The sequence below is a fragment of the Microbacterium sp. B35-30 genome (assembly GCF_010634855.1).
In the GTDB taxonomy this organism is placed as follows: Bacteria; Actinomycetota; Actinomycetes; order Actinomycetales; family Microbacteriaceae; genus Microbacterium.
Window position 1 is genome coordinate 126,709 of the sequence record NZ_MWLQ01000011.1, and the last position, 23,312, is coordinate 150,020.

Annotated in this window: 23 protein-coding genes and 4 tRNA genes; 10 read left to right on the top strand and 17 right to left on the bottom strand. The window is 69.9% G+C overall.

What is annotated here, in order from left to right; translation table 11 throughout:
- Positions 1-39: 39 nt before the first annotated feature.
- From B2K11_RS04920 to pdxS, 8 genes are all read right to left on the bottom strand, one after another.
- On the bottom strand, positions 40-498 hold the full coding sequence (locus B2K11_RS04920; protein WP_163617148.1) for a preprotein translocase subunit YajC: 459 nt from the start codon (positions 496-498) through the stop codon (positions 40-42).
- Positions 499-582: 84 nt separating this feature from the next.
- On the bottom strand, positions 583-1,608 hold the full coding sequence (gene ruvB / locus B2K11_RS04925) for a Holliday junction branch migration DNA helicase RuvB (RefSeq protein WP_163617149.1): 1,026 nt from the start codon (positions 1,606-1,608) through the stop codon (positions 583-585).
- Entirely contained in the window at positions 1,601-2,227 is a 627-nt protein-coding gene (ruvA, locus tag B2K11_RS04930; RefSeq protein WP_163617150.1) for a Holliday junction branch migration protein RuvA, read from the bottom strand. The genes ruvB and ruvA overlap by 8 nt, the downstream gene beginning before the upstream one ends.
- A gap of 77 nt (positions 2,228-2,304) precedes the next feature.
- Positions 2,305-2,883: a crossover junction endodeoxyribonuclease RuvC gene (gene ruvC / locus B2K11_RS04935; protein WP_204260008.1), complete on the bottom strand. Its 579-nt coding sequence runs from the start codon at positions 2,881-2,883 to the stop codon at positions 2,305-2,307.
- A gap of 124 nt (positions 2,884-3,007) precedes the next feature.
- On the bottom strand, positions 3,008-3,769 hold the full coding sequence (locus B2K11_RS04940) for a YebC/PmpR family DNA-binding transcriptional regulator (RefSeq protein WP_163617151.1): 762 nt from the start codon (positions 3,767-3,769) through the stop codon (positions 3,008-3,010).
- Between the two features lie 158 nt (positions 3,770-3,927).
- Complete coding sequence (locus tag B2K11_RS04945; RefSeq protein ID WP_163617152.1) at positions 3,928-4,449, bottom strand: hypothetical protein; 522 nt, start codon at positions 4,447-4,449, stop codon at positions 3,928-3,930.
- A 37-nt stretch (positions 4,450-4,486) separates the two neighbouring features.
- Positions 4,487-5,092: a pyridoxal 5'-phosphate synthase glutaminase subunit PdxT gene (gene pdxT, locus B2K11_RS04950; RefSeq protein WP_163617510.1), complete on the bottom strand. Its 606-nt coding sequence runs from the start codon at positions 5,090-5,092 to the stop codon at positions 4,487-4,489.
- A complete protein-coding gene (gene pdxS, locus B2K11_RS04955) occupies positions 5,086-6,030 on the bottom strand; it encodes a pyridoxal 5'-phosphate synthase lyase subunit PdxS (protein WP_163617153.1) in 945 nt (314 codons plus the stop codon). Before pdxS ends, pdxT begins: the two co-directional genes overlap by 7 nt.
- 74 nt (positions 6,031-6,104) lie before the next feature.
- Between pdxS and B2K11_RS04960 the strand changes: the two genes are divergently transcribed.
- Positions 6,105-7,448 carry an aminotransferase class I/II-fold pyridoxal phosphate-dependent enzyme gene (locus tag B2K11_RS04960; RefSeq protein WP_163617154.1) on the top strand — a complete coding sequence of 448 codons (1,344 nt, stop codon included), beginning with the start codon at positions 6,105-6,107 and terminating at the stop codon, positions 7,446-7,448.
- Between the two features lie 7 nt (positions 7,449-7,455).
- Entirely contained in the window at positions 7,456-8,307 is an 852-nt protein-coding gene (pdxY, locus tag B2K11_RS04965; protein ID WP_163617155.1) for a pyridoxal kinase PdxY, read from the top strand.
- A 74-nt stretch (positions 8,308-8,381) separates the two neighbouring features.
- Here pdxY and B2K11_RS04970 read toward each other — a convergent pair whose 3' ends face one another.
- Together B2K11_RS04970 and thrS are read right to left on the bottom strand one after the other, a co-directional pair.
- On the bottom strand, positions 8,382-8,951 hold the full coding sequence (locus tag B2K11_RS04970) for an HIT domain-containing protein (RefSeq protein ID WP_163617511.1): 570 nt from the start codon (positions 8,949-8,951) through the stop codon (positions 8,382-8,384).
- Positions 8,952-9,016: 65 nt separating this feature from the next.
- The gene (gene thrS, locus B2K11_RS04975) at positions 9,017-11,011 is read right to left on the bottom strand and encodes a threonine--tRNA ligase (RefSeq protein WP_239525738.1); all 1,995 of its coding nucleotides are present in this window, start codon (positions 11,009-11,011) and stop codon (positions 9,017-9,019) included.
- A gap of 238 nt (positions 11,012-11,249) precedes the next feature.
- Between thrS and B2K11_RS04980 the strand changes: the two genes are divergently transcribed.
- Positions 11,250-11,486, top strand: coding sequence for a KTSC domain-containing protein (locus tag B2K11_RS04980; RefSeq protein ID WP_163617156.1), 237 nt, complete (start codon positions 11,250-11,252; stop codon positions 11,484-11,486).
- Positions 11,487-11,501: 15 nt separating this feature from the next.
- Here the strand turns inward: B2K11_RS04980 and B2K11_RS04985 are convergent.
- From B2K11_RS04985 to B2K11_RS04995, 3 genes are all read right to left on the bottom strand, one after another.
- A tRNA-Val gene (locus B2K11_RS04985) sits at positions 11,502-11,576 on the bottom strand.
- Between the two features lie 26 nt (positions 11,577-11,602).
- Positions 11,603-11,673: transfer RNA gene (locus B2K11_RS04990), tRNA-Cys, on the bottom strand.
- A gap of 53 nt (positions 11,674-11,726) precedes the next feature.
- Positions 11,727-11,799, bottom strand: a tRNA-Gly gene (locus tag B2K11_RS04995).
- A gap of 155 nt (positions 11,800-11,954) precedes the next feature.
- Here B2K11_RS04995 and B2K11_RS05000 point away from each other — a divergent pair.
- Positions 11,955-12,030, top strand: a tRNA-Val gene (locus B2K11_RS05000).
- A 41-nt stretch (positions 12,031-12,071) separates the two neighbouring features.
- On the opposite strand, the gene B2K11_RS05005 is transcribed toward B2K11_RS05000, so the two are convergent.
- The 3 genes from B2K11_RS05005 to zapE all read right to left on the bottom strand — a co-directional run bounded on the left by B2K11_RS05005 (position 12,072) and on the right by zapE (position 15,199).
- Complete coding sequence (locus B2K11_RS05005; protein ID WP_163617157.1) at positions 12,072-12,608, bottom strand: type II toxin-antitoxin system PemK/MazF family toxin; 537 nt, start codon at positions 12,606-12,608, stop codon at positions 12,072-12,074.
- 112 nt (positions 12,609-12,720) lie between these two features.
- Positions 12,721-13,989, bottom strand: coding sequence for an ammonium transporter (locus B2K11_RS05010; protein WP_163617158.1), 1,269 nt, complete (start codon positions 13,987-13,989; stop codon positions 12,721-12,723).
- A 181-nt stretch (positions 13,990-14,170) separates the two neighbouring features.
- Positions 14,171-15,199: a cell division protein ZapE gene (zapE, locus tag B2K11_RS05015; protein ID WP_163617159.1), complete on the bottom strand. Its 1,029-nt coding sequence runs from the start codon at positions 15,197-15,199 to the stop codon at positions 14,171-14,173.
- Between the two features lie 163 nt (positions 15,200-15,362).
- Between zapE and B2K11_RS05020 the strand changes: the two genes are divergently transcribed.
- Together B2K11_RS05020 and B2K11_RS05025 are read left to right on the top strand one after the other, a co-directional pair.
- A complete protein-coding gene (locus B2K11_RS05020; RefSeq protein ID WP_163617160.1) occupies positions 15,363-16,268 on the top strand; it encodes a sulfurtransferase in 906 nt (301 codons plus the stop codon).
- Between the two features lie 35 nt (positions 16,269-16,303).
- Positions 16,304-16,744 carry a SufE family protein gene (locus B2K11_RS05025; RefSeq protein WP_163617161.1) on the top strand — a complete coding sequence of 147 codons (441 nt, stop codon included), beginning with the start codon at positions 16,304-16,306 and terminating at the stop codon, positions 16,742-16,744.
- 16 nt (positions 16,745-16,760) lie between these two features.
- Here the strand turns inward: B2K11_RS05025 and B2K11_RS05030 are convergent, their stop codons facing one another.
- On the bottom strand, positions 16,761-17,963 hold the full coding sequence (locus B2K11_RS05030; RefSeq protein ID WP_163617162.1) for an alpha/beta fold hydrolase: 1,203 nt from the start codon (positions 17,961-17,963) through the stop codon (positions 16,761-16,763).
- 25 nt (positions 17,964-17,988) lie between these two features.
- Here B2K11_RS05030 and B2K11_RS05035 point away from each other — a divergent pair, with 25 nt between their 5' ends.
- The 4 genes from B2K11_RS05035 to B2K11_RS05050 all read left to right on the top strand — a co-directional run bounded on the left by B2K11_RS05035 (position 17,989) and on the right by B2K11_RS05050 (position 23,221).
- On the top strand, positions 17,989-18,579 hold the full coding sequence (locus B2K11_RS05035) for a DUF3000 domain-containing protein (protein ID WP_163617163.1): 591 nt from the start codon (positions 17,989-17,991) through the stop codon (positions 18,577-18,579).
- The gene (locus tag B2K11_RS05040) at positions 18,572-19,771 is read left to right on the top strand and encodes an HRDC domain-containing protein (RefSeq protein ID WP_163617164.1); all 1,200 of its coding nucleotides are present in this window, start codon (positions 18,572-18,574) and stop codon (positions 19,769-19,771) included. Before B2K11_RS05035 ends, B2K11_RS05040 begins: the two co-directional genes overlap by 8 nt.
- 72 nt (positions 19,772-19,843) lie before the next feature.
- Complete coding sequence (locus B2K11_RS05045) at positions 19,844-21,049, top strand: thiolase family protein (protein ID WP_163617165.1); 1,206 nt, start codon at positions 19,844-19,846, stop codon at positions 21,047-21,049.
- A gap of 12 nt (positions 21,050-21,061) precedes the next feature.
- On the top strand, positions 21,062-23,221 hold the full coding sequence (locus tag B2K11_RS05050) for a 3-hydroxyacyl-CoA dehydrogenase NAD-binding domain-containing protein (protein WP_163617166.1): 2,160 nt from the start codon (positions 21,062-21,064) through the stop codon (positions 23,219-23,221).
- Positions 23,222-23,312 lie beyond the last annotated feature (91 nt).

Here is a 23,312-nt window from a genome sequence, read left to right on the forward strand (position 1 = left end):
TGCTTTCTTGAGAGCCCGAACGGGCGAACGGACGGGGCTTCAGCCCTGCGACTTCGTGCCGGGTTCGGCGTCGGGCTCGGTCTTGTCCTTGCCCGTGGCGCTCTGGTCGTCGCTGATCGAGCTGATGTCGCCGTTCGCGACGCCTTCGGCGTACTCGGCGTGGCTCTCCTCGGCGGCGAGATACTCGTCCTCGGTGACCGAGCCGACCTCGGGGGTCACGACGCGGAGGATGGCCTGGCTGTGGACCTTGATCTGCACGCCGGGGGCGAGCTCGACGATCGCGGGCTGGTCGAGGTTGTCGGCGTCGTACGAGACGATCGTGCCGTACAGACCGCCCTGCAGCAGCACCTCGGAGCCGGGCACCGTCTGGCGGGCCTTCTCCTCCTGCTCGGCCTTCTGCTTCTGCATGCGGCGGCGCGAGCTCCAGAACATGAAGACGAGGAGCACGACCAACAGGATGATGAGGCCGTAGTTGCTCAGGAACGTAGCGAAGTCCATGGGAGCTGGAAGCACCTTTCGGGGGAGGCAGTCGCCGTGGGCGGCGTTGCCTTGCAGGCGGGGGTGGGCGTGAGCCTCCAGCGATTATAGGTCATCGAATCCCAGCACCGAGTCTGCCGCCGGCACCCCCAGGTGGGCGTAGGCCTCGGGCATGGCGATGCGCCCCCGCGGTGTGCGTCCCATGAATCCGATGCGCACGAGGTACGGCTCGACGACGGACTCGATCGTGTCGGGCTCTTCGCCGACCGCGACCGAGAGCGTTCCGAGTCCCACCGGGCCGCCGCGGAAGCGGCGCACGAGCGCGTCGAGCACGGCGCGGTCGAGACGGTCGAGGCCGATCCGGTCGACGTCGTAGAGGTCGAGCGCGGCGTCGACGGCGGCGATGTCGGCCCCCGTGCGGCCGTGAACCACGAGGTAGTCGCGCACGCGGCGCAGCAGGCGGTTCGCGATGCGGGGCGTGCCGCGCGAGCGCCGCGCGATCTCGGCGCGGGCGGCGGGTGGCAGGGTGACGCCGAGCATGGCGGCGGAGCGCTCGATGACCCGCTCGAGCTCCTCCGGCTCGTAGTACTCGAGGTGGGCGGTGAAGCCGAACCGGTCGCGCAGCGGATTGGGAAGGAGCCCCGACCGCGTCGTCGCGCCGACGAGGGTGAACGGCGCCAAGTCGAGCGGGATGCTCGTCGCACCGGCCCCCTTGCCGACCATGATGTCGATGCGGAAGTCCTCCATCGCGAGGTACAGCATCTCCTCGGCGGCGCGCGCCATGCGGTGCACCTCGTCGATGAAGAGCACCTCGCCGGGCGTGAGACTGGACAGCAGCGCGGCGAGGTCGCCCGCGTGCTGGATCGCCGGACCGCTCGACAGGCGGAGAGGGCGCCCGCTCTCGTACGCCACGATCATCGCGAGCGTGGTCTTGCCCAGCCCGGGAGGACCGGACAGCAGGATGTGGTCGGCGGGTCGCTGCTGGATGCGCGCGGCGTCGAGCAGCAGCTGCATCTGGCCGCGCACCTTCTGCTGGCCGACGAACTCGGCCAGCGAGGAAGGTCGCAGCGCACCCTCGATCGCGAGCTCCGTCTCGTCGACGGGCTCTTCGGCTTCGCGCACGTCAACCACTCACCGGCTCCTTCCGCGCGGGGCCGAGGGCGGCGAGGGTGCGGCGCAGCAGTGCCGGCACCGACGAGCGATCCGCATCGGCCGCATCGGCCGCCACGGTCTCGACGGCATCGATCGCGACGCGCTCGGACCAGCCGAGCCCGACCAGCGCCTGCACGACCTGTGCGGGTATCGCGGCGGCGGTCGCGGCATCCGTCCCGCCGGTCGCAGCGGGCCGTGTCACCGCGATCTTGCCGGCCAGCTGCAGCACGATGAGCTTGGCGGTCTTCGGGCCGATACCCGAGACGCGGCGGAACGGGGCGTCGTCGTCGGCCGCCACGGCATCGGCGATCTGCGGCACGGTCAGCGTCGCGAGCACACCGAGCGCGGACTTCGGGCCGACGCCGGTCACTCCCAGCAGCTGGCCGAACACGGCCAGCTCTTCGCGCGACTCGAAGCCGAACAGCGACAGTGCGTCCTCGCGGACGATGAGCGACGTGTGGAGCGTGACCGCGTCGCCGAGGTGCGTGCTGCGCGCCACTTGGGGCGTCACCGCCACGTGGAGGCCGACTCCCCCGACCTCGACCACGACCGCATCCGCATCGACGTGCACGGCGGTGCCGCGGACTGAGGAGATCATGGCTCGAGCCTACGATGCGGTTCGGACGTTTGTTCGAGCGACACGCGCCCGGCACGGCGGATCGGCGCCGCCTCGGCTCAGCGGCGCGAGAGACGCTCCGCGTCGGCCCATGCCCGCTGGGCCGGAGTGAGAGGACCGGATGCCGCCGCCGTCGCCGGCGACCCGCGCCAGGCGTGGCAGAGCGCCAGGGCCAGCGCGTCTGCGGCATCGGCGGGCTTGGGGAGCTCGTCCAGCCGGAGCACGCGGGCGACCATGGTCTGCACCTGCCGCTTGTCGGCGTTTCCGTACCCCGTGATCGCCGCCTTCACTTCGGACGGCGTGTGCGTGGCCGCGGCGATGCCGCGCTCCCCCGCCACGAGCAGGGCGATGCCGCTCGCCTGCGCGGTGCCCATCACCGTCGCGCGGTTGTGCTGCGCGAACACGCGCTCCACGGCGACGACGTCAGGAGAGTGGGCGTCGAGGACAGCGCGGAGCCCGGTCGCGATCAGCGCCAGCCGCTCCTCGATCGGGGCGCCGGGATCCGACCGGACTACTCCCACGTGCACGAGGACCGCCGAGCGATCCGGAGCGACGTCGACGACACCCACGCCGCAGCGCGTCAGGCCCGGGTCGATGCCGAGCACGCGCAGGCGGCCGCGCGAGGTTCCGGATGTCACTCCCCCACGTTAGGCGAGGAGGACGGACGCCTCGCCCAGGCGCGCCTGGGCGAGGCTCGGCCCACGCGCCCCGAGGCTCGGCACCACGCGGACGCAGCGCCTGGAGCGGCCGGGCGACCCCGGTTCAGCCCTCGTCGTTCTCCAGCTCGGCCTGCACCTCGGCGGTGAGGTCGAAGTTGCTGTAGACGTTCTGGACGTCGTCGCTGTCCTCGAGGGCGTCGATGAGGCGGAAGACCTTGCGCGCGGTGTCCGCGTCGACCTCGACCTTGAGGTTCGGGACGAACTCGACGTCGGCCGACTCGTAGTCGATGCCGGCGTCCTGCAGCGCCGAGCGGACGGACACGAGGTCCGTCGCCTCGGTGATGACCTCGAAGCCCTGGGCGTGCGGCTCGACGTCTTCCGCGCCGGCCTCGAGCACGGCCAGCATGACGTCGTCCTCGGTCGTGGTCTCGCCGCCCACGACGATGACGCCCTTGCGGGTGAAGTTGTACGCCACGCTGCCGGGGTCGGCCAGCGTCCCGCCGTTGCGCGTGAGCGCTGTGCGCACCTCCGCCGCGGCGCGGTTCTTGTTGTCGGTCAGACACTCGATCATCAGCGCGACGCCGTTGGGGCCGTAGCCCTCGTACATGATCGACGCGTACTCGACGGACTCGCCGCCGATGCCCGCGCCGCGCTTGATGGCGCGGTCGATGTTGTCCTTGGGGACAGAGGTCTTCTTCGCCTTCAGCACCGCGTCGAACAGGGTCGGGTTGCCCTGCAGGTCGGGGCCGCCGAGCTTGGCAGCCACCTCGATGTTCTTGATGAGCTTGGCCCACGACTTCGCGCGGCGGGAGTCGATGACCGCCTTCTTGTGCTTGGTCGTCGCCCACTTGGAATGCCCGGACATGGTCCTCCTGTATTCACGCTCGTCGGCGGGTCGCATCGGCCCGCGTCATTCGGCACGGCCACCGCCGACGGACAATTCTATTCCCGCAGCGCGGCGGATTCGCGATCCCTGCTGTCGCGGAGGGAGGAACCGGCATCCGCTCCGGCGTGCAAGCAGCGCTAGAGGGCGAACTCGAAGCCGAACCGCGACGACAGCAGCGCGACGAGGTCTCGCGGCACCTTCGTGAGGTAGGCGGGCGCCGGCGCCAGAGTCTCGGCGGAGCCGATGAACGGGAAATAGACCGGCCCGTCCGTCAGCTGCTCCACCCGATCGCGCACACTCACGATCTCGCCGCCGACGCGTCGAAGACTCGGCAGGGTGATCGGTGAGGCGAGGCGCAGCGTGTCGCTGATCGGCATCCGCCAATGCGGCAGGTCGTCGCCGCGACGCGCCCGCGTCTCCTCGCCGAGCGGGCCGAGCACCCGTCCCCATGCGGCGATACCCGGCACCGCGAGGGTGCGGTCCCAGACGAAGAGGGTGTCACCCGGCTCGGTGAAGCCGACGAGCTCGTGCGACCACTCGAACCGCCGCTCCTCGGCGGCCTTCGGCGCCGACAGGGCATCGCCGACGACGCCGCGCGAGGGGGCGATCATCCAGTAGCGCTCCGCCGGGTGCTCGCGCCACCAGTCGTTGATCGTCATGAGTCAGAATCTACCCCGCCGTATCGCCCGCGCATGCTCAACGAGCCCGCTCGCGCACCATGTCGAGGAACAGTGCGTGGAAGCGCTGCTCTCCGGTCACCTCAGGGTGGAACGAGGTGCCGAGCAGCGCCCCCTGGCGCACCGCCACGACCCGTCCGTCGTCGAGCGTCGCGAGGCGTTCGACGCCGTCGCCCGCCTCCTCCACGAGCGGTGCGCGGATGAACACGGCGTGGACCGGCGGCTCCCCGAGCGCGGCCACATCGAGGTCGACCTCGAACGAGTCGACCTGGCTGCCGAAGGCGTTGCGCCGGACGGTGACGTCCAGCCCACCGAAGGTCAGCTGGCCCTGGATGCCGTCGGTGATGCGTTCGGCGAGCAGGATGAGGCCTGCGCACGTGCCGTAGACCGGCATGCCCGCGGAGATCGCTTCTCGGACGGGCCCGCGCATGCCGAACGCCCGCGCGAGCTTGTCGATGACGCTCGACTCCCCGCCGGGAAGCACGAGTCCGTCGACGGCGGCCAGCTCCGCAGGGCGGCGCACCGTCGTCACATCGGCGCCGAGGTCGGTGAGCACGCGCACGTGCTCGCGGACATCCCCCTGCAGCGCGAGGACGCCGACCCGCGGAGCGGGCGTCGTCACCAGCCGCGCTCGGCGAGACGGTGCGGAGCGGGAAGGTCGGAGACGTTGATGCCGACCATCGCCTCACCGAGTCCGCGGGAGACCTCGGCGATCACCTTGGCGTCGTCGTAGAAGGTGGTCGCCTTGACGATGGCCGCCGCACGCTGGGCGGGGTTGCCCGACTTGAAGATGCCCGAGCCGACGAACACGCCGTCGGCGCCCATCTGCATCATCATCGCGGCATCGGCCGGCGTGGCGACGCCGCCGGCGACGAACAGCACGACGGGGAGCTTGCCGGTCTCGGCGATCTCGGCGACGAGGTCGTACGGCGCCTGCAGCTCCTTGGCGGCGACGTACAGCTCGTCCTTCGACATCGAGCGCAGCAGGTTGATCTCGCTGGTGATCTTGCGGATGTGCTTGGTGGCCTCCGACACGTCGCCGGTGCCCGCCTCGCCCTTCGAGCGGATCATCGCGGCGCCCTCGTTGATGCGCCGCAGCGCCTCACCCAGATTGGTCGCTCCGCAGACGAACGGCACGGTGAAGTTCCACTTGTCGATGTGGTTGACGTAGTCGGCGGGTGAGAGCACCTCGGACTCGTCGATGTAGTCGACGCCGAGCTCCTGCAGCACCTGCGCCTCGACGAAGTGGCCGATGCGGACCTTGGCCATGACCGGGATCGACACCGCCTCGATGATCCCGTCGATCATGTCGGGGTCGCTCATGCGCGAGACGCCGCCCTGTGCGCGGATATCGGCCGGCACGCGCTCGAGGGCCATGACGGCGACGGCGCCGGCGTCCTCGGCGATCTTGGCCTGGTCCACGGTGACGACGTCCATGATGACGCCGCCCTTGAGCATCTCGGCGAGGCCGCGCTTGACGCGGTCGGTTCCCGTGTCGGTGGTCACGAGCTTTCCCTTCGATCGGAGGCGCCGGAGCGCAACGGGTGAGGACAATTCGGGCATTGGCCTAGGCCAAAAGATAGCATGAGGCGAACCCGCCGCTCGGCGGGCCTCGGAACGAGCAGCAGGGGCGGCATATGACCCTCGACATCAGCGGGCGATCCGCGGCCGAGATCGCCGAAAGCGTGCGCGCTCGCATCGAGCGGGGCAACCTGCTCCCCGGCGACCCGCTGCCCTCCGTGCGGTCGCTCGCGGACGAGCTGGGAGTGAACCGCAACACCGTCGTCGCCGCCTACCGGCAGCTCGCGCAGGCAGGCGTGATCGTCACGCGCGGTCGGGGAGGCACGCGCGTCGCCGACCTCTCCCCCGTCGCGCAGGAGGGCTTCGCCGCCGGCAACGTGCTGCGCGACGTCGGCACCGGCAACCCCGACCCGGCACTCATCCCCGATCCGTCGTGGGCGCTGGCGGGCATGGCGGGCCGGCCCGTCCTCTACGGCGAGCCCGTCATCGACCCCGAGCTCGAGCGCTGGGCGCAGGAATGGATGCGCGACGGCCTGCCCCCGACCGTCGACATGCGTCTCACCATCACCAGTGGCGCGGCCGATGCCGTCGACCGGCTGCTCGCCCAGGCGCTCACCCGCGACGACGCGGTCGCCCTCGAAGACCCCTGCTTCCTCACCAGCATCCACACCGTCCGCATCGGCGGCTATCGTCCCGTCCCGGTGCCCGTGGACGACGAGGGCATGACGCCCGACGGGCTGCGCGCGGCATTGGATCAGGGCGTCCGTGCCGTCGTCCTCACGCCGCGGGCGCAGAATCCGACCGGCGCCAGCCTGTCGGCCCGGCGGGCGGAAGAGCTGCGCCAGGTGCTCCGGGACCACCCGTACGTGCTGGTGATCGAGGACGACCACTTCTCGCTGCTGTCGCAGCAGCCTTTCCATTCCGTGATCGCTCCCGGCCATCGACGCTGGGCGCTGGTGAGGTCCGTGTCGAAGTTCCTCGGACCGGACATGTGCCTGGCCGTGACGGCATCCGATCCCGAGACGGCGGAACGGCTCGCGATGCGTCTCACCCCCGGGACGACGTGGGTGAGCCACCTGCTGCAGCGGCTCACCCTCGCACTGGTGACGGATGCCGGCACCATGGCCGCGATCGGCCGCGCGGGTGTGCACTACGCGGCGCGCAATGCCGCGTTCGTGGAGAGGCTCACCGCGGCAGGCGTGCCCGCGGCTGCCGGCGACGGACTGAACCTGTGGATCCCCCTCCCCGTGCCCGCCCGCGACGTCGCCGAGCAGCTGATGCGACGCGGCTGGCTGGCGCGTCCGGGCGACGAGTTCGTGCTCGCAGGCGACGCGCCGTCGCACCGTCTGCGCCTCACGGTGCACGATCTCGACGACGCCGACGCCGGGCGGCTGGCCGCCGACGCAGCCGCCGCGGTGCGCGCCGCCGGAGGACGGCCCGCCGCACGGGAAGTGGCATGATCGAGCGGTGAAGATCCTCTCGATCCAGTCCGCGGTCGCCTACGGTCACGTCGGTAATTCCGCCGCCGTCTTCCCGCTCCAGCGCATCGGCGTCGAGGTCTTGCCGGTGTACACGGTGAACTTCTCGAACCACACCGGGTACGGCGCCTGGCGCGGACCGATGATCGGCCCCGACGAGGTGCGCGACGTCATCCTCGGGATCGAGGAGCGCGGCGCCTTCCCGCAGATCGACGTCGTGCTCTCGGGCTATCAGGGCGGCGAGGGCATCGCCGACGTCATCCTCGACACCGTCGCGCGCGTCAAGGAGGCCAATCCGGCCGCCGTCTACGCCTGCGACCCGGTGATGGGCAACGCGAAGTCCGGCTGCTTCGTGGCGCCGGCGATCCCCGTGCTGCTGCGCGATCGCGTCGTGCCCGCCGCGGACCTCATCACCCCGAACCAGTTCGAGCTGGGGTTCCTGACCGGGACCGAGCCCGCCGATCTCGAATCCACCCTCGCCTCGGCCGACCTCGCCCGGGCGATGGGACCGAGCACCGTGCTCGTGACGAGCGTCGAGCGTCCGGACCGCCCCGAGGGAACGATCGAGATGCTCGCCGTCACGGAGGACGGCGCCTGGATCGTTCAGACACCGCATATCCCGATGAAGGCCAACGGCTCAGGCGACGTCACCGCCGCCCTCTTCACCGCGCACTACCGTCGCACCGGCGACGCCGCAGACGCCCTCGCCCGCACGACGTCGAGCGTGTACGACCTGCTCGAGCGCACGCACGCTTCGGGCGAGCGCGAACTCCAGCTGATCGAGTCGCAGGAGGCCTACGCCCACCCGCGCCTGCAGTTCGAGGTCACGCAGGTCCGCTGACGGTCCCGGTATACCTCTCCGCGCGAAGGGACGCGCGGGGAGGATGCCGCGGCCCGCGGCGTCCGCTCCCGCGGTCAGCCGTGCCAGGCCTCGGACACGGCGCGGCGCACATCACCGAGGAGCTGGGGCAGGGCCTTCGTCTTGGCGATGATCGGGAAGAAGTTCGCGTCGGCCGCCCACCGCGGCACGATGTGCTGGTGGAGGTGCTCATCGACGCCCGCACCGGCCACGTGACCCTGATTCATGCCGATGTTGAAACCGTCGCACCGCGAGATCTGACGCAGCACCCGCATGCCCTGCTGGGTGAGGGTGCCGATCTCGGCCACCTCTTCGTCGGTCGCCTGGTCATACGTCGCGATGTGGCGGTACGGGCATACCAGCAGGTGTCCGGAGTTGTACGGGAACAGGTTCAGCAGCGCGTAGGCGGTGCGGCCGCGGAAGACGATCAGTCCGTCCTCGTCGGACTTCCGCGGCGCCTCGCAGAACGGGCACTCCTTGCGCAGCACCTCCGGCCCGGCCTGGATGTAGGCCATTCGGTGCGGGGTCCAGAGCCGCTGGAACTCGTCGGGCACCCCCGCCAAGGTCGCGGCGTCGACGAGCGCGGCGTCCTCGCCGGAGACCGCGCCCGTCGACCCGTCGCTCACGCGCCCTTCGACAGGCTCAGGAACCGCGACATCGCGATCGCGACTCCCCGCATGCGGGTCGTCGCTCACGCGAAGTCCTCCGCGGTGTTCACCAGCGTGTGGGCGGCGATCGCCTCCTGGACTCGGCGCACGGCGTCCGCGATCGGCACGCCGTTCTCCTGGGTGCCGTCGCGGAAACGGAACGACACGGTGCCCGCGGACTGGTCCTGGGCCCCGGCGATCAGCTGCAGCGGCACCTTCTGCGTCGTGTGCGTGCGGATCTTCTTCTGCATGCGGTCGTCGCTGTGATCGAGCTCGGCACGCACGCCCTCGGCCTTGAGCTGGTCGATCACGTCGCCCAGGTAGTCGGCGAAGTCCTCCGCGACCGGGATGCCGACCACCTGCACGGGCGACAGCCATACCGGGAACGCGCCGGCGTAGTGCTCGAGCAGGATGGCGAAGAACCGCTCGATCGAGCCGAACAGCGCGCGGTGGATCATGATCGGCCGCTTCTTCTGGCCGTCGCGATCGGTGTACTCCAGCTCGAAGCGCTCGGGCAGGTTCGGGTCGACCTGCACCGTCGACAGCTGCCACACCCGGCCGATCGCGTCACGGGTCTTGAGATCGATCTTCGGCCCGTAGAACGCGGCCTCTCCCGGCACCTCGGTGAGCTTCAGACCGCTCGCCATCGCGACGTTGCGCAGCGCGTTCGTCGAGTAGTCCCAGAACTCCTCCGAGCCGATCCACTTGTCCTTCTCGTCGTCGCGCATCGACAGCTCGAGCTCGAAATCGTCCAAGCCGAAGTCGCGCAGCATCGAGATCACGAATTCGAGGACGCGGGTGGTCTCGCTCTCGAGCTGCTCCGGCGTGACGAAGAGGTGCGAGTCGTCCTGGGTGAAGCCGCGAACGCGGGTCAGACCGTGCAGCGCACCCGACAGCTCGTTGCGGTACACGGTGCCGTTCTCTGCGAGCCGCATCGGCAGATCGCGGTAGCTGCGCGCCCGCTCCTTGTAGATGAGGATGTGCATCGGGCAGTTCATGGGCTTCAGGTAGTAGTCCTGGCCATGCTTGGTGATCTCGCCGTGCTCGTCGCGCTCCTCGTCCATCACGATGGGCGGGAACATCCCCTCCTTGTAGGTGACGAGGTGGTTCGAGGTGAGGAACAGGTCCTCCTTCGAGATGTGCGGCGTGTACACGTAGGTGTAGCCGCCGGCGATGTGGCGCCGACGCGCGTGCTGCTCCATCTCGCCGCGCACGACGCCGCCGCGGGGGTGCCACACCGACAGACCCGAGCCGATCTCGTCGGGGAACGAGAACAGGTCGAGGTCTTTGCCGAGCTTGCGGTGATCCCGCTTCGCGGCCTCCTCGAGACGGGTCTGGTACGCGCGCAGCTCGTCCTTGGAAGGCCAGGCGGTCCCATAGATGCGCTGCAGCTGCGGGTTCTTCTCGCTGCCGCGCCAATAGGCTCCGGCGATGCGCTGCAGCGCCCAGCCGTTGCCGATCATGCGGGTGTTCGGCAGGTGCGGGCCCCGGCAGAGGTCCTTCCACACCGTCTGACCGTCGCGGTCGACATTGTCGTAGATCGTCAGCTCGCCGGCGCCGACCTCGACCGAGGCGCCCTCGGTCTTCTCGGCCCCGCCGCCCTTCAGGCCGATGAGCTCGAGCTTGAACGGCTCGGAGGCCAGTTCGGCGCGCGCCTCCTCATCGGTGACGACGCGGCGGACGAAGCGCTGGCCCTCGCGGACGATGCGCTGCATCTCCTTGTCGATGGCCTTCACATCCTCCGGAGTGAACGGATGCTCCACGCCGAAGTCGTAGTAGAAGCCATCGGTGATCGGCGGGCCGATGCCGAGGTTCGCCTGCGGGTTGATGCGCTGCACGGCCTGAGCGAGCACGTGCGCGGCGGAATGGCGAAGGATGGCGAGACCGTCGGGGCTGTCGATGGCGACCGGCTCGACGGCATCCGTGTCGGTCACCACCGTCGCGAGGTCTTTCAGCTCGCCGTTCACGCGCAGCGCGACCACGGAGCGGTCGGGGAACAGGGCGAAGCCGTCGGTCGGATGGGACACAGCGTCAGTCACGGAAACTCTCCTGGGAATGGCTCGGATCAAGGCTACTCAGCTTCGGGCGCACGACGCGCCCCGCCCGCTCAGGCGCCGAGCGTTCGCGTGTCGGTCTTCACTGCCGCTGTCGCGGTCGACCAGACGAGTTCCACCCCTCGAGTGTACCCAGCGGACGGTCGGCGCCGGATGTCGCCGTGCCCGCGGAACTCGGCGTGGTCTTCGAGTGCGCCCGCGGCCCCCGGCTTAGCCTGAGCGGGTGCGGCGACACCCTCTCGATTCCACGGCGATCGCGTCGGCCGGCTACGACGCCGGGACCGCGGTGCTCGAGCTCGAGTTCACCTCGGGCGAGGTCTATCGCTACTTCGCGGTGCCGCCGTCGGTGCACCGCGGGCTGCATGCCGCCGACAGCGCCGGCAACTTCTTCCGCGAGCGGATCCGCGACGTATACCCCTCGGAGCACGTGCGCTGGGGGAATGAGGAAACCCCCGGGTGAACCGGGGGTTTCAGGTGGTGCGCGATACTGGGATCGAACCAGTGACCTCTTCCGTGTCAGGGAAGCGCGCTACCGCTGCGCCAATCGCGCCTAAAGAGGCTGTTCAGTTGTCGGCGAGGTGGCGACGGGATTCGAACCCGTGTAAACGGCTTTGCAGGCCGGTGCCTAGCCGCTCGGCCACGCCACCGCGTGTGGTTTGACCCCACGTGCCGTGATCCCTGGAGGAGATCCCTGCACTCGAGCGGATGACGAGACTCGAACTCGCGACCCCAACCTTGGCAAGGTTGTGCGCTACCAACTGCGCTACATCCGCATTTCGTTCCCGGGTTGTTCACCCGGGCACTTGAAAGACTCTAACCGATCCTGGGCGTCCTGCAAAACCAGACGCACCCCGCGCGTGTCATCCGGATGTGGTCCGAAGCGGCGTTCGGCATCCGGTAGGATCGGTAGTCGTCCCCCTCGGGGAACGGGCGATTGGCGCAGTTGGTAGCGCGCTTCCTTCACACGGAAGAGGTCATCAGTTCGAGTCTGGTATCGCCCACCACCACGGCCCGGTCACCTAGTGACCGGGCCGGTTTCATGCCGTCAGCCGCCGACGCTCCAGCCGAAACGGCGGTGCAAGGCGTCGGCGACGCGTACGAAGCGGTCGAGCTCGAGAGCGGATGCCTCCCGCCGCATGCCGTCGCGATGCACGCTGTAGAGCTGGTCGATGTCGATCCACGACGGCCGGCCCTGCGCGTCCCAGTCCCCCGTGCCGATGGCGAGGAAGTCCCGATCGCCGTCGTGAGCCTTGCTCGTCAGCCGGACGGCGTACACGCGGTCCTCGCTCTGCCGCGCGATGACCAGTACCGGCCGATCCTTGCCGCGGCCGTCGTTCTCGGTGTACGGCACCCACGTCCAGACGATCTCGCCCGCGTCGGGATCGCCGTCCCGGTGCGGCGCGTACGTGATGCGCAGCGCGCCCGCCGCGGGTGGCGGCACCTCGACGGTGGCCGCGGGACCGCTGCGACTCTCGGGCGGCGCTGGCGGCGCGGACGGTGCAGACGGAGCCGGTCGCCGGCGGGGCCGCAGGATGCTGTTCAGGATGCCGAGCAGCCCGCTTCGCTGTGTCACAGTCGCCATCCTAGGAGTGCGCGGGCGGCCGCTGCGGGGCGCTCCGAAGGAAGCCGGGGCACGGCGAAGGGGCGCCGCGGTGGGGGGAACCGCGACGCCCCTTCGGGCAGTGCCGTGCGTGTCAGACGCGTGCGCCTTCGAGCACGTAGCCCTCCTCGCCGTGGACGACGGTGTCGATACCGGCGACCTCGTCCTCGTTCTTGACGCGGAAGCCGACCGTCTTCTCGATCACGAAGCCGATGGCGTAGGCCAGCACGAACGAGTAGACCAGCACCGACACGGCGGCGATCGCCTGGACGAGCAGCTGCGTGAACTGACCGCTGTAGATCAGGCCGGTGTTGTTGGCGAAGAAGCCGAGGTACAGCGTGCCGATCAGGCCGCCGACGAGGTGGATGCCCACCACGTCGAGCGAGTCGTCGAAGCCCCACTTGTACTTGAGCTCGATCGCCAGAGCGCACAGGGAGCCCGCGACGAGGCCGAGCACGATGGCCCAGATCGGGGTCAGCGAGGCACACGCCGGGGTGATCGCGACGAGACCCGCGACCGCTCCCGAGGCCGCGCCGACCGACGTGGGCTTGCCGTCCTTGATCTTCTCCACCACGAGCCAGGCGAGCAGCGCGGCGGCGGGAGCGGCGATCGTGTTCACGAACGCGAGGGCGGCGGTGCCGTCGGCGGCGAGCTCCGAGCCGGCGTTGAAGCCGAACCAGCCGAACCACAGCAGGCCGGCGCCGAGGAGCACGAACGGCGGGTTGTGGGGGACGTGCACGCCCTTCTGGAAGCCGAGACGCTTGCCGAGCACCAGCGCGAGCGCGAGGGCCGCCGCACCGGCGTTGATGTGGACGGCGGTGCCACCGGCGAAGTCGATCGCGCCGACGCCGAACCACTCCTGCATGCCGTAGGTGATCCAGCCGCCGTAGGCGAAGCTGCCGTCCTCGGCGAGGCCGAAGTTGAAGACCCAGCTGGCGACCGGGAAGTAGACGATCGTCGCCCAGATGGCGGCGAAGATCATCCACGAGCCGAACTTGGCGCGGTCGGCGATCGCGCCCGACACGAGGGCGACGGTCAGGATGGCGAACGTGGCCTGGAAGGCGACGAAGGCCAGCGGCGGGTAGGACGCGCCCTCAGGAACCTCGAGCAGGCTCGTCAGGCCGATCGCCGACCAGTCGATCGCCCACGGTGCGACGAGTCCTTCGGCGCTCGGGAAGGCGATGGCGTAGCCGTAGACGACCCAGAGCACGCCGATGAGCCCCAGTGCGCCGAAGCTCAGCATCATCATGCTGATGACGCTCTTGGCCTTGACCAGGCCGCCGTAGAAGAATGCGAGACCGGGCGTCATCAACAAGACGAGCGCGGCCGCGATGAGCATGAATGCGGTGTTGCCTTGATCCATCTCGGTGGAGAACCTCTCTGCGTGTGACGCAGGTGTAGCGTCGGGTTCCCTCAGTGTGACGACGGTCCGTTTCCGCAGCCGGTCGACCCGTGTTTCTCCCGCGTTACACGATGGGCGCGCAGGTAAACATCGTGTTTCGCTCAGCCCGATGCCGGCCGGGAATCAGGCCGCTGCATCCTGTTCACGCGAGTGTCGACGCGACGAGCCGTGAGATCGCGCGTAGGTATTTCTTGCGGTAGCCGCCGGCGAGCATCTCCTCGGGAAACACCAGATCGAGGGATGTTCCCGTCGCCCGGATCGGCAGCTGCGCGTCGTACACGCGATCGATGAAGGCGACGAAGCGCAGGGCGGCGGACTGGTCGGTGAAGGGGGTCACATCCCGCAGTCCCACGAGCGAGAGACCCTCGATGAGGCGGATGTACCGAGACGGGTGCACGCGGGCGAGATGGGCGACGAGCCCGTCGAACGTGTCGTCCGAGGCGAGGCCCGCGGCAGCGGCATCCGCGATCGCCGCCTCGTATTGCGGTGGATCGAGCACGGCGGCGTGGCCGTCGACCGCGCGGTGACGGTAGTCGGTGCCGTCGATGCGGATGGTCTCGAAGCTCGCGGCCATCGCGTGGATCTCGCGGAGGAAGTCCTGCGCGGCGAACCGCCCCTCGCCCAGGGCGTTGGGGGGCGTGTTGGATGTCGCGGCCAGCCGCGTGCCCGACGACACGAGCTCGCCGAGCAGCCGCGTCATCACCATCGTGTCGCCGGGATCGTCGAGCTCGAACTCGTCGATGCACAGCAGGTCGGATCCGCGGAACAGCTCGACCGTGTTCTGGTAGCCGAGGGCGCCCACCAGCGCCGTGTACTCGATGAACGATCCGAAGTACTTCCGGCGCGCAGGCATCGCGTGATAGACGGCGGCGAGCAGATGCGTCTTGCCGACGCCGAATCCGCCGTCGAGATAGATGCCCGGCTTGAGCTCGGGCCGCTTGGCGCGGCGGAACAGCCCGCCCTTGACCGGAGCGGAGGCACCCGAGAACGCCTGCAGCAGATCCTTCGCCTGCTGCTGCGACGGGTACGAGGGGTCCGCCCGATAGGTGTCGAAGGTCGCATCGGCGAACTGCGGGGGCGGGACCAGTGCGGCGACCATCTCTGCGCCTGCGAGCTGGGGGGCGCGCTCCGCGAGATGGACGACGCCGGTGCGTGTGACGGAGGCGGTCATGCGGATCCTGTGTCGGAGTCTTACAGAGGGGCTGTGCACGCCCGTCCGGGAATCTATGGTCGGAGGCGACGGTTCAACCCTAACCGTCGCCCGCGTGCGCCTGCCTCGCTCGACGCCGGATGACAGCCGCCCGACCGAACCGCACCCGACTCCAGGAGATCCCATGCCCGTCGAGACCGACACATCGTCCGAGAAGTTCGCCGAGTACGCCCATCCGGACAGGCTCGTCACTGGCGAGTGGCTGCAGGCGCACCTCGGCGAGCCGGGCCTCGCGGTGGTCGAATCCGACGAGGACGTGCTGCTCTACGAGACCGGCCACATCCCGGGCGCGGTCAAGATCGACTGGCACACCGAGCTCAACGATCCCGTGGTGCGCGACTACGTCGACGGCGAGGGGTTCGCGGCTCTGCTCAGCCGCAAGGGCATCTCGCGCAACGACACCGTCGTGATCTACGGCGACAAGAACAACTGGTGGGCGGCCTACGCGCTGTGGGTGTTCTCGCTCTTCGGCCACGAGGACGTCCGCCTCCTCGACGGCGGCCGCGACAAGTGGATCGCGGAGGGCCGGCCGGTGACGACCGACCGGTCGACGCCCGAGCCGACGGACTACCCGGTCGTGGAGCGGGACGACACGGCGCTGCGCGCCTACAAGGACGACGTGCTCGCGCACCTGGGCAGCGGGCCGCTCATCGATGTCCGCTCTCCGGAGGAGTACGACGGCTCCCGCACCACGGCACCGGCGTACCCCGAAGAGGGCGCCCTGCGAGGCGGCCACATCCCGTCGGCGCAGAGCGTGCCCTGGGCGCGTGCCGTCGCGGTGGACGGCGGTTTCAAGTCGCGGGCCGAGCTGGACGCGATCTACCGGGCCGAAGCGGGTCTTCAGGACGGCGACGCGATCGTCGCATACTGCCGCATCGGCGAGCGTTCGAGTCACACCTGGTTCGTCCTCCGGCACCTCCTCGGCTTCGACGACGTGCGCAACTACGACGGATCCTGGACCGAGTGGGGCAGCGCGGTGCGCGTGCCGATCGTGACGGGTGCGGAGCCGGGGGCGGCCCCCGCCCGCTGAGCCGTGCGCACCCGCCGCGTGGGAGGATGGGTGTGATGACCGAAGCCGTCCTGCCCGACCGACTCGCCGAGATCCGCGACGAGTTCCTTGAGCTGCCCGAGCCCGACCGGCTGCAGCTGCTGCTGGAGTACTCGTACGAGCTGCCGGCGGTCCCGCCGGAGTACGAGGACCATCCCGAGCGGTACGAGCGCGTCGTGGAGTGCCAGTCCCCCGTCTTCATCATCGTCGACGTCGATGGGCACGGCACCGTCTCGATGCACGCGACCGCCCCGCCCGAGGCACCGACGACCCGCGGCTTCGCCAGCATCCTGGCGCAGGGCCTCACCGGTCTGTCGGCGGCGGAGGTGCTGGCGGTGCCCGGCGACTACCCGCAGACGCTGGGGCTCACGCGCGTGGTGTCTCCGCTGCGGCTCTCGGGCATGACGGGCATGCTGCTGCGGGCGCAGCGGCAGGTGCGCGCGGCGTCACCCGCCTGACTCGCGGCGGTGCGGCTCAGTCGGCGACGAGTCCCTGCGCGCTGAGCCAGGCGCCGATGCTGCTGCTCCACCGCTCCTGGTCGTAGTTCCAGAGCTTGGTGTGCCGCGCCACTTCGAAGACCTGCATCTCGACGAGATCGGGGCGTGCCGCGACCAGCCCGTGCGAGGCGTCGGACGGCACGAAGCCGTCATCGTCGCTGTGCAGGATGAGGATCGGATGCCGCAGCTCCGGCGCCCGCGCGACGACATCGAGCTGGTCGAGGCGGATCGCGGAGCCGGCCCGCGTGAGCGGGGACGCCCACTCGGTCTGCAGCGCCTCCATCGCGAGCCTGCTGACGGCGCCGGGCACGCGCTCCGCGCGTGCCTGGTAGTTCAGCACGGTCCGCCAGTCGACGACAGGCGACTCGAGGATCAGCCCGGCGATCGCATCGCCGTGCGGGGAGTTGAGCGAGACCTGCAGGGCGATGGCGCCGCCCATCGACCACCCCATCAGGATGATGCGGCGGGCACCGCGACGGCGGGCGAAGCCCACCGCGGCGTCGACGTCGCGCCACTCGGTGGCGCCGAGCGCATAGGTGCCGCTGCGACTGCGGGGTGCCTCGGCGTCGTTGCGGTACGAGACGACCAGGCTGGTGATGCCCCGTTCATGGAAGACAGGAACCGCCCGAAGGCACTCGGCGCGGGTCGTGCCGCGCCCGTGCACCTGGATGACCCAGGTGTCGCCGTCGCCCGCGGGGAACAGCCACGCCGGGCAGGGGCCGATCGTGGAGCCGATCAGCTCGGGGGTGAACGGGAGGTGCAGCTGCTCGGGGTGGTCGTAGTACCAGCCGCTGAACGCCGCTTCGGGCTCGAGCCGCGCGTCCGCCGGGACGTGGGTGAGGAGCTTGCGCTTGACGCTGGTGGCATCCTCCGAGAGCACCGAGCCGAGCTTGATGTAGTCCGAAGAGCCCGTCGTGAACAGTCCGTACCGGCCGGGAAGCTCGGTGTCGAGCGTGCGCGACAGCGTGATCGTCTGCGCAGCGGGGTCGAGCGCGAGGATGCGCGTGTCGGCCAGACGGCGTGCGGGCGTGACCACCTTGCGAGCCATCAGCACGGAGCCTGCGGCAAGCGCGCCGAGCGCACCGGCCAGGGCGACGCTCAACACGGTGAGCGCGGCCTTCACGCCGGCGACGAGAGCAGGGGATGCGGGGCGCACTGCGGCGCGCCTGGAGGCGACCATCGAGGCACCACTCTAGTCTGTCCGCGTGGCTGAGCAGCGTCCCCCCGCGGCATCGAGCGCCTTCGAGCAGGCCGCGCAGGCGGTGCGCGACATCCGCTTCCGCGCAGACCTCAGCGTGCGTGAGATCGCCGCGCCGCAGGGCCTCGCGCCGGATGCGCTCGCCATCGCAGGGGATGTGCGCTCCTCCCCGGACGACACCGACTCCCCGTACGGCACCGGTCGCCTCGTGCTGCTGCACGATCCCGACGAACCGGCCCCGTGGAACGGCCCGTGGCGCATCGTCTGCTTCGCGCAGGCGCCCCTCGAGGCCGAGATCGGCATGGACCCCCTGCTCGCAGACGTGGCCTGGACCTGGCTCACCGACGCCCTGGAGTCGCGACATGCCGGCTTCCACTCGGCATCCGGCACCGCCACGAAGACCCTCTCGAAGGGGTTCGGCGCGCTGGAGGCGGAGGGCGAAGGGGCGCAGATCGAACTGCGCGCCTCGTGGTCGCCGGAAGGCGCGATCGCCCCGCACGTGGAAGCATGGGCGGAGTTGGTTTGCATGCTGGCCGGTCTCCCGCCCGGCTCGGAAGGGATCGCGATGCTCGGTTCGCACAGGTCGCCGCGTGGCTGATTACGAGGTGATCGATCAGCTCGCGCGCGCCGAGGAGGCTGCACGCCTGCTGGGTGACGGCGAAGGCCCGGTCGCCGTCGACGTCGAGCGGGCGTCCGGCTTCCGGTACTCGCAGCGGGCGTATCTCGTGCAGGTGTACCGCCGCGGCGCGGGAGTGTTCCTCTTCGACCCGCCGCCGATCGGCGACTTCCGCGCTCTCCAGGAGGCGATCGGCGGCGAGGAGTGGGTGCTCCACGCCGCCAGCCAGGACCTGCCCTCGCTGCGCGAGATCGGCCTCGAGCCCGCGAGTATCTTCGACACCGAGCTCGCGGCGCGCCTCCTGGGACACGAGCGTGTCGGCCTCGGCGCCGTGGTCGAGGACACGCTCGGGATCACCCTCGCCAAGGCGCACTCGGCGTCGGACTGGTCGACGCGGCCGTTGCCTCAGTCGTGGCTGGAGTACGCAGCGCTCGACGTCGAGCATCTCGTCGACGTGCGGGACAAGCTCGTTCAGGAGCTCGTCGAGCAGGGCAAGACAGGTTTCGCCGATGAGGAGTTCCGCGCGGTGCTCGAACGCGAGCCCAAACCGCCGCGTGAGGAGCCCTGGCGCCGTCTGTCGGGCCTCCACACCGTGCGTGGCCGCAAGGCGCTGGCGGTGGCGCGTGAGCTGTGGATCGCGCGTGAGGAGTTCGCACGGGAAGAGGATGTCGCACCCGGCCGGCTGGTCCCCGACCGGGCGCTCGTCGCCGCCGTGATCGCGAATCCCGCGTCGAAGAGCGCCCTGGGGACGCTGAAGGAGTTCACCGGACGGGCGAGCCGGTCGCAGCTCGATCGGTGGTGGGCGGCGATCGAGGCCGGCCGCGCCGTCACCGAGCTTCCGCTCGAACGGTCGACCGGCGGCGACACGCTGCCCCCGCCCCGCGCGTGGGTCGATCGCAACCCGGAGGCTGACGTACGCCTGAAAGCAGCGCGCCCGGTCGTCGAGCACCGTGCCGAGGAGCTCCACATGCCGACGGAGAACCTGCTGACGCCCGAGCTGCTGCGCCGAGTCGCCTGGTCTCCCCCGCAACCGCTGACCGCGGCATCCGTCGGCGAGGTGCTGGCCGCTCTCGGAGCACGGCCTTGGCAGATTGCGCAGACTGCACAGGTTATCGCCGATGCCTTTGTCGGTTCCGTGCAAGCTGTGTCGGAGGCGTCGGAACCCGCTTCGTAGGTTTCCGCCACCCGATTCCGGCCGCTCCGCGGCCCCTCCTAGGCTGGCGGCATCCCTATTTTTGGAGGCAGAGTGGCCGAGATCTCGGACGTCTTCTTCGTCGATGGAATGCGCACCCCCTTCGGGCGCGCCGGCGAGAAGGGCATGTACTGGAACACCCGAGCGGACGACCTCGCCGTCAAGGCGACGATCGGGCTCATGGAGCGCAACCCGGGCGTTCCGAAGGACCGCATCGACGACGTCGCAATCGCCGCGACGTCGCAGACCGGCGACCAGGGGCTCACCCTCGGCCGCAGCGTCGCGATCCTGGCGGGACTCCCCCAGACCGTCCCGGGCTTCGCGATCGACCGAATGTGCGCGGGTGCCATGACGAGCGTCACGACCATGGCGGGCTCGATCGGCATGGGCATGTACGACTTCGCCCTCGCCGGTGGGGTCGAGCACATGGGCCACCACCCGATCGGCGGCAACGCCGACCCGAACCCGCGGTTCGTCGCGGAGAAGATGGTCGACCCCGGCGCGCTCAACATGGGCGTCACCGCCGAGCGCATCTTCGACCGGTTCCCGCACCTGACCAAGGAGCGCTCGGACCGGTTCGGCATGCTCAGCCAGCACAAGGTGCAGGCCGCGTACGACGCCGGCAAGATCCAGCCCGACCTGGTCCCCGTCGCGATCAAGGACGCTGAGGGCTCGTGGGGCCTCGCCACCGAGGACGAAGGTCGCCGTCCCCAGACGACGATGGAGGACCTCGCGGCGCTCAAGACGCCCTTCCGCCCGCACGGGCGCGTGACGGCGGGAACGTCGTCGCCGCTCACCGACGGGGCGACGATGTCGCTGCTGGCCGGTGGGCGCGCGGTGAAGGAGTTCGGTCTCGCACCCAAGATGAAGCTGGTGTCGTTCGCGTTCGCGGGCGTGCAGCCCGAGATCATGGGCATCGGCCCGATCCCGTCGACCGAGAAGGCACTCAAGAAGGCCGGCCTGACGATCGACGACATCGGCCTGTTCGAGCTGAACGAGGCCTTCGCGATCCAGGTCATCTCGCTGCTCGACCACTTCGGCATCGCCGACGACGACCCGCGCGTGAACCCCTGGGGCGGTGCGATCGCCTTCGGCCACCCGCTCGCCGCTTCCGGCACCCGCCTCATGATCCAGCTCGCGGCGCACTTCGCCGAGCGTCCGGACGTCCGCTACGGCCTCACGGCGATGTGCGTGGGCCTCGGTCAGGGCGGCTCGGTCATCTGGGAGAACCCGCACTACGACGGCAAGCGGAAGAAGTAAGGGTCAGCACGAATGACGAACACCGTTTCTGAACAGTACGCGGAGATCGACTTCTCCCCCATCCTCGCCGTCACCGAAGGCGAGGTGATCACGCACTCGCGGGTGCGCGACATCCGTCTCGCCTCCGGCAAGGTGCTCGCCCTCGTCACACTCGACAACGGGCGCGACCACACCCGGCCCAACACGCTGGGCCCGGCCACGATGATCCAGCTCGGCGAGACGCTCGACGCCCTCAAGGCGCGCGCGTCCGACGGCGAGATCCAGGCGGTCGGCATCACCGGCAAGCAGTACATCCTCGCCGCCGGCGCCGACCTGTCCGACATCTCGAAGGTGGGCTCGAAGGACGATGCGCGCCTGGTCGCGCAGCTCGGCCACAAGGTGTTCGGCAAGCTGTCCGAGCTCGGCGTGCCGACGTTCGCCTTCGTGAACGGGCTCGCGCTCGGCGGTGGCCTCGAGATCGCGCTGAACTCCACGTACCGGACGGTGGATGCCTCCGCCGCCGCGATCGCGCTGCCCGAGGTGTTCCTGGGCATCATTCCCGGCTGGGGCGGGGCGTACCTGCTGCCGAACCTCATCGGCATCGAGAACGCGCTCGAGGTGGTCATCTCGAACCCGCTCAAGCAGAACCGCATGCTCAAGCCGCAGCAGGCGTTCGACTACGGCATCGTCGACGCGATCTTCCCCGCGGCGAACTACCTCGAGGACTCGCTGGCGTGGGCCGACGGCGTGCTGACCGGCAAGACCAAGGTGGAGCGCAAGCACGAGCCGGGCAAGATCGAGCGGCTGACCAAGTGGCCGATCGCCGTCAAGATGGCGCGCGGCATGCTCGAGTCCAAGATCGGCACGGTGCCGAAGTCGCCGTACGCGGCGCTGGAGCTCCTCGACAAGGCGAAGAGCGGCACGAAGGCCGAAGGCTTCGCCCGTGAGGACGAGGCGCTGGCCGAGCTCGTCACCGGCGACCAGTTCGCGGCATCCATGTATGCATTCGATCTGGTGCAGAAGCGTGCGAAGCGCCCCGTCGGCGCCCCCGACAAGGCGCTCGCGAAGAAGGTCGCCAAGGTCGGCATCATCGGCGCCGGCCTCATGGCGAGCCAGTTCGCGCTGCTGTTCGTGCGCAAGCTGCAGGTGCCGGTGCTCATCACCGACCTCGACCAGGCCCGTGTCGACAAGGGCGTGGCGTACATCCACGACGAGATCGGCAAGCTGGAGGCCAAGGGACGCCTCGACGGCGACGCGGCCAACAGGCTGCGGGCCCTGGTCACCGGCACGACCGACAAGAGCCTGTACGCGGACTGCGACTTCGTCATCGAGGCGGTGTTCGAAGAGGTCGGCGTCAAGCAGCAGGTCTTCGGCGAGATCGAGCAGATCATCGCCGAGGACGCGATCCTCGCGACCAACACCTCGTCGCTGTCGGTCGAGGAGATCGGCGCGAAGCTCGCCCACCCGGAGCGTCTCGTCGGCTTCCACTTCTTCAACCCGGTGGCGGTCATGCCGCTGATCGAGATCGTGAAGACGCCGCAGACGTCGGATGCCGCCCTTGCGACGGCGTTCGTGGTCGCGAAGAACCTCGGCAAGAACGCGGTGCTCACCGCCGACGCGCCGGGCTTCGTCGTCAATCGCCTGCTCGCCAAGGTCATGGGTGAGGCTGCGCGCGCCGTCTACGAGGGCACCCCTATCGCGGAGGTCGAGAAGGCGTTCGCGCCCCTCGGGCTGCCGATGGGGCCGTTCCAGCTCATCGACCTCGTCGGGTGGAAGGTCGCGGCCCACGTGCAGGACACCATGGTGGATGCCTTCCCGGACCGGTTCTACGCGAACGAGAACCTCCACGCCCTCGCCGAGCTGCCGGAGGTCGTCGAGAAGGACAAGGGCGGGCGCGTCACGGGCTGGACCAAGGCGGCCGAGAAGGCGCTCAAGCCCGCGGTGGGCTCGACACCCGCCTCGGCCGGGACGATCCTCGCGCGCGTGCAGGACGGCCTCGCGCAGGAGATCAAGCTCATGCTCGACGAGGGCGTGGTCCCGGAGGTGGAGGACATCGACCTGTGCCTCATCCTCGGCGCCGGCTGGCCGTTCATCGACGGTGGGGCGTCGCCCTACCTCGACCGCGAGGGCGCATCCGAGCGTGCCTTCGGCGCCACCTTCCACCACCCAGTGATCAAGGGCATCGGCGGCTGACACCGCGCGACCTCCTCGCAAGGGCGCATCCTCCTGGGAGGGTGCGCCCTTGCCGGTTCCCAGCGCGGGCGAGGGCCGATCGCCGCGCGCC

Excerpts from the sequence above, each read along its gene's own strand:
- B2K11_RS04920 (WP_163617148.1), bottom strand. The coding sequence starts at position 498 with ATGGACTTCGCTACGTTCCTGAGCAACTACGGCCTCATCATCCTGTTG.
- ruvA (WP_163617150.1), bottom strand. The coding sequence starts at position 2,227 with ATGATCTCCTCAGTCCGCGGCACCGCCGTGCACGTCGATGCGGATGCG.
- B2K11_RS04940 (WP_163617151.1), bottom strand. The coding sequence starts at position 3,769 with ATGTCCGGGCATTCCAAGTGGGCGACGACCAAGCACAAGAAGGCGGTC.
- B2K11_RS04945 (WP_163617152.1), bottom strand. The coding sequence starts at position 4,449 with ATGACGATCAACGACTGGTGGCGCGAGCACCCGGCGGAGCGCTACTGG.
- pdxS (WP_163617153.1), bottom strand. The coding sequence starts at position 6,030 with ATGCCCGAATTGTCCTCACCCGTTGCGCTCCGGCGCCTCCGATCGAAG.
- B2K11_RS04960 (WP_163617154.1), top strand. The coding sequence starts at position 6,105 with ATGACCCTCGACATCAGCGGGCGATCCGCGGCCGAGATCGCCGAAAGC.
- B2K11_RS05005 (WP_163617157.1), bottom strand. The coding sequence starts at position 12,608 with ATGGCGACTGTGACACAGCGAAGCGGGCTGCTCGGCATCCTGAACAGC.
- B2K11_RS05010 (WP_163617158.1), bottom strand. The coding sequence starts at position 13,989 with ATGGATCAAGGCAACACCGCATTCATGCTCATCGCGGCCGCGCTCGTC.
- zapE (WP_163617159.1), bottom strand. The coding sequence starts at position 15,199 with ATGACCGCCTCCGTCACACGCACCGGCGTCGTCCATCTCGCGGAGCGC.
- B2K11_RS05020 (WP_163617160.1), top strand. The coding sequence starts at position 15,363 with ATGCCCGTCGAGACCGACACATCGTCCGAGAAGTTCGCCGAGTACGCC.
- B2K11_RS05025 (WP_163617161.1), top strand. The coding sequence starts at position 16,304 with ATGACCGAAGCCGTCCTGCCCGACCGACTCGCCGAGATCCGCGACGAG.
- B2K11_RS05030 (WP_163617162.1), bottom strand. The coding sequence starts at position 17,963 with ATGGTCGCCTCCAGGCGCGCCGCAGTGCGCCCCGCATCCCCTGCTCTC.
- B2K11_RS05050 (WP_163617166.1), top strand. The coding sequence starts at position 21,062 with ATGACGAACACCGTTTCTGAACAGTACGCGGAGATCGACTTCTCCCCC.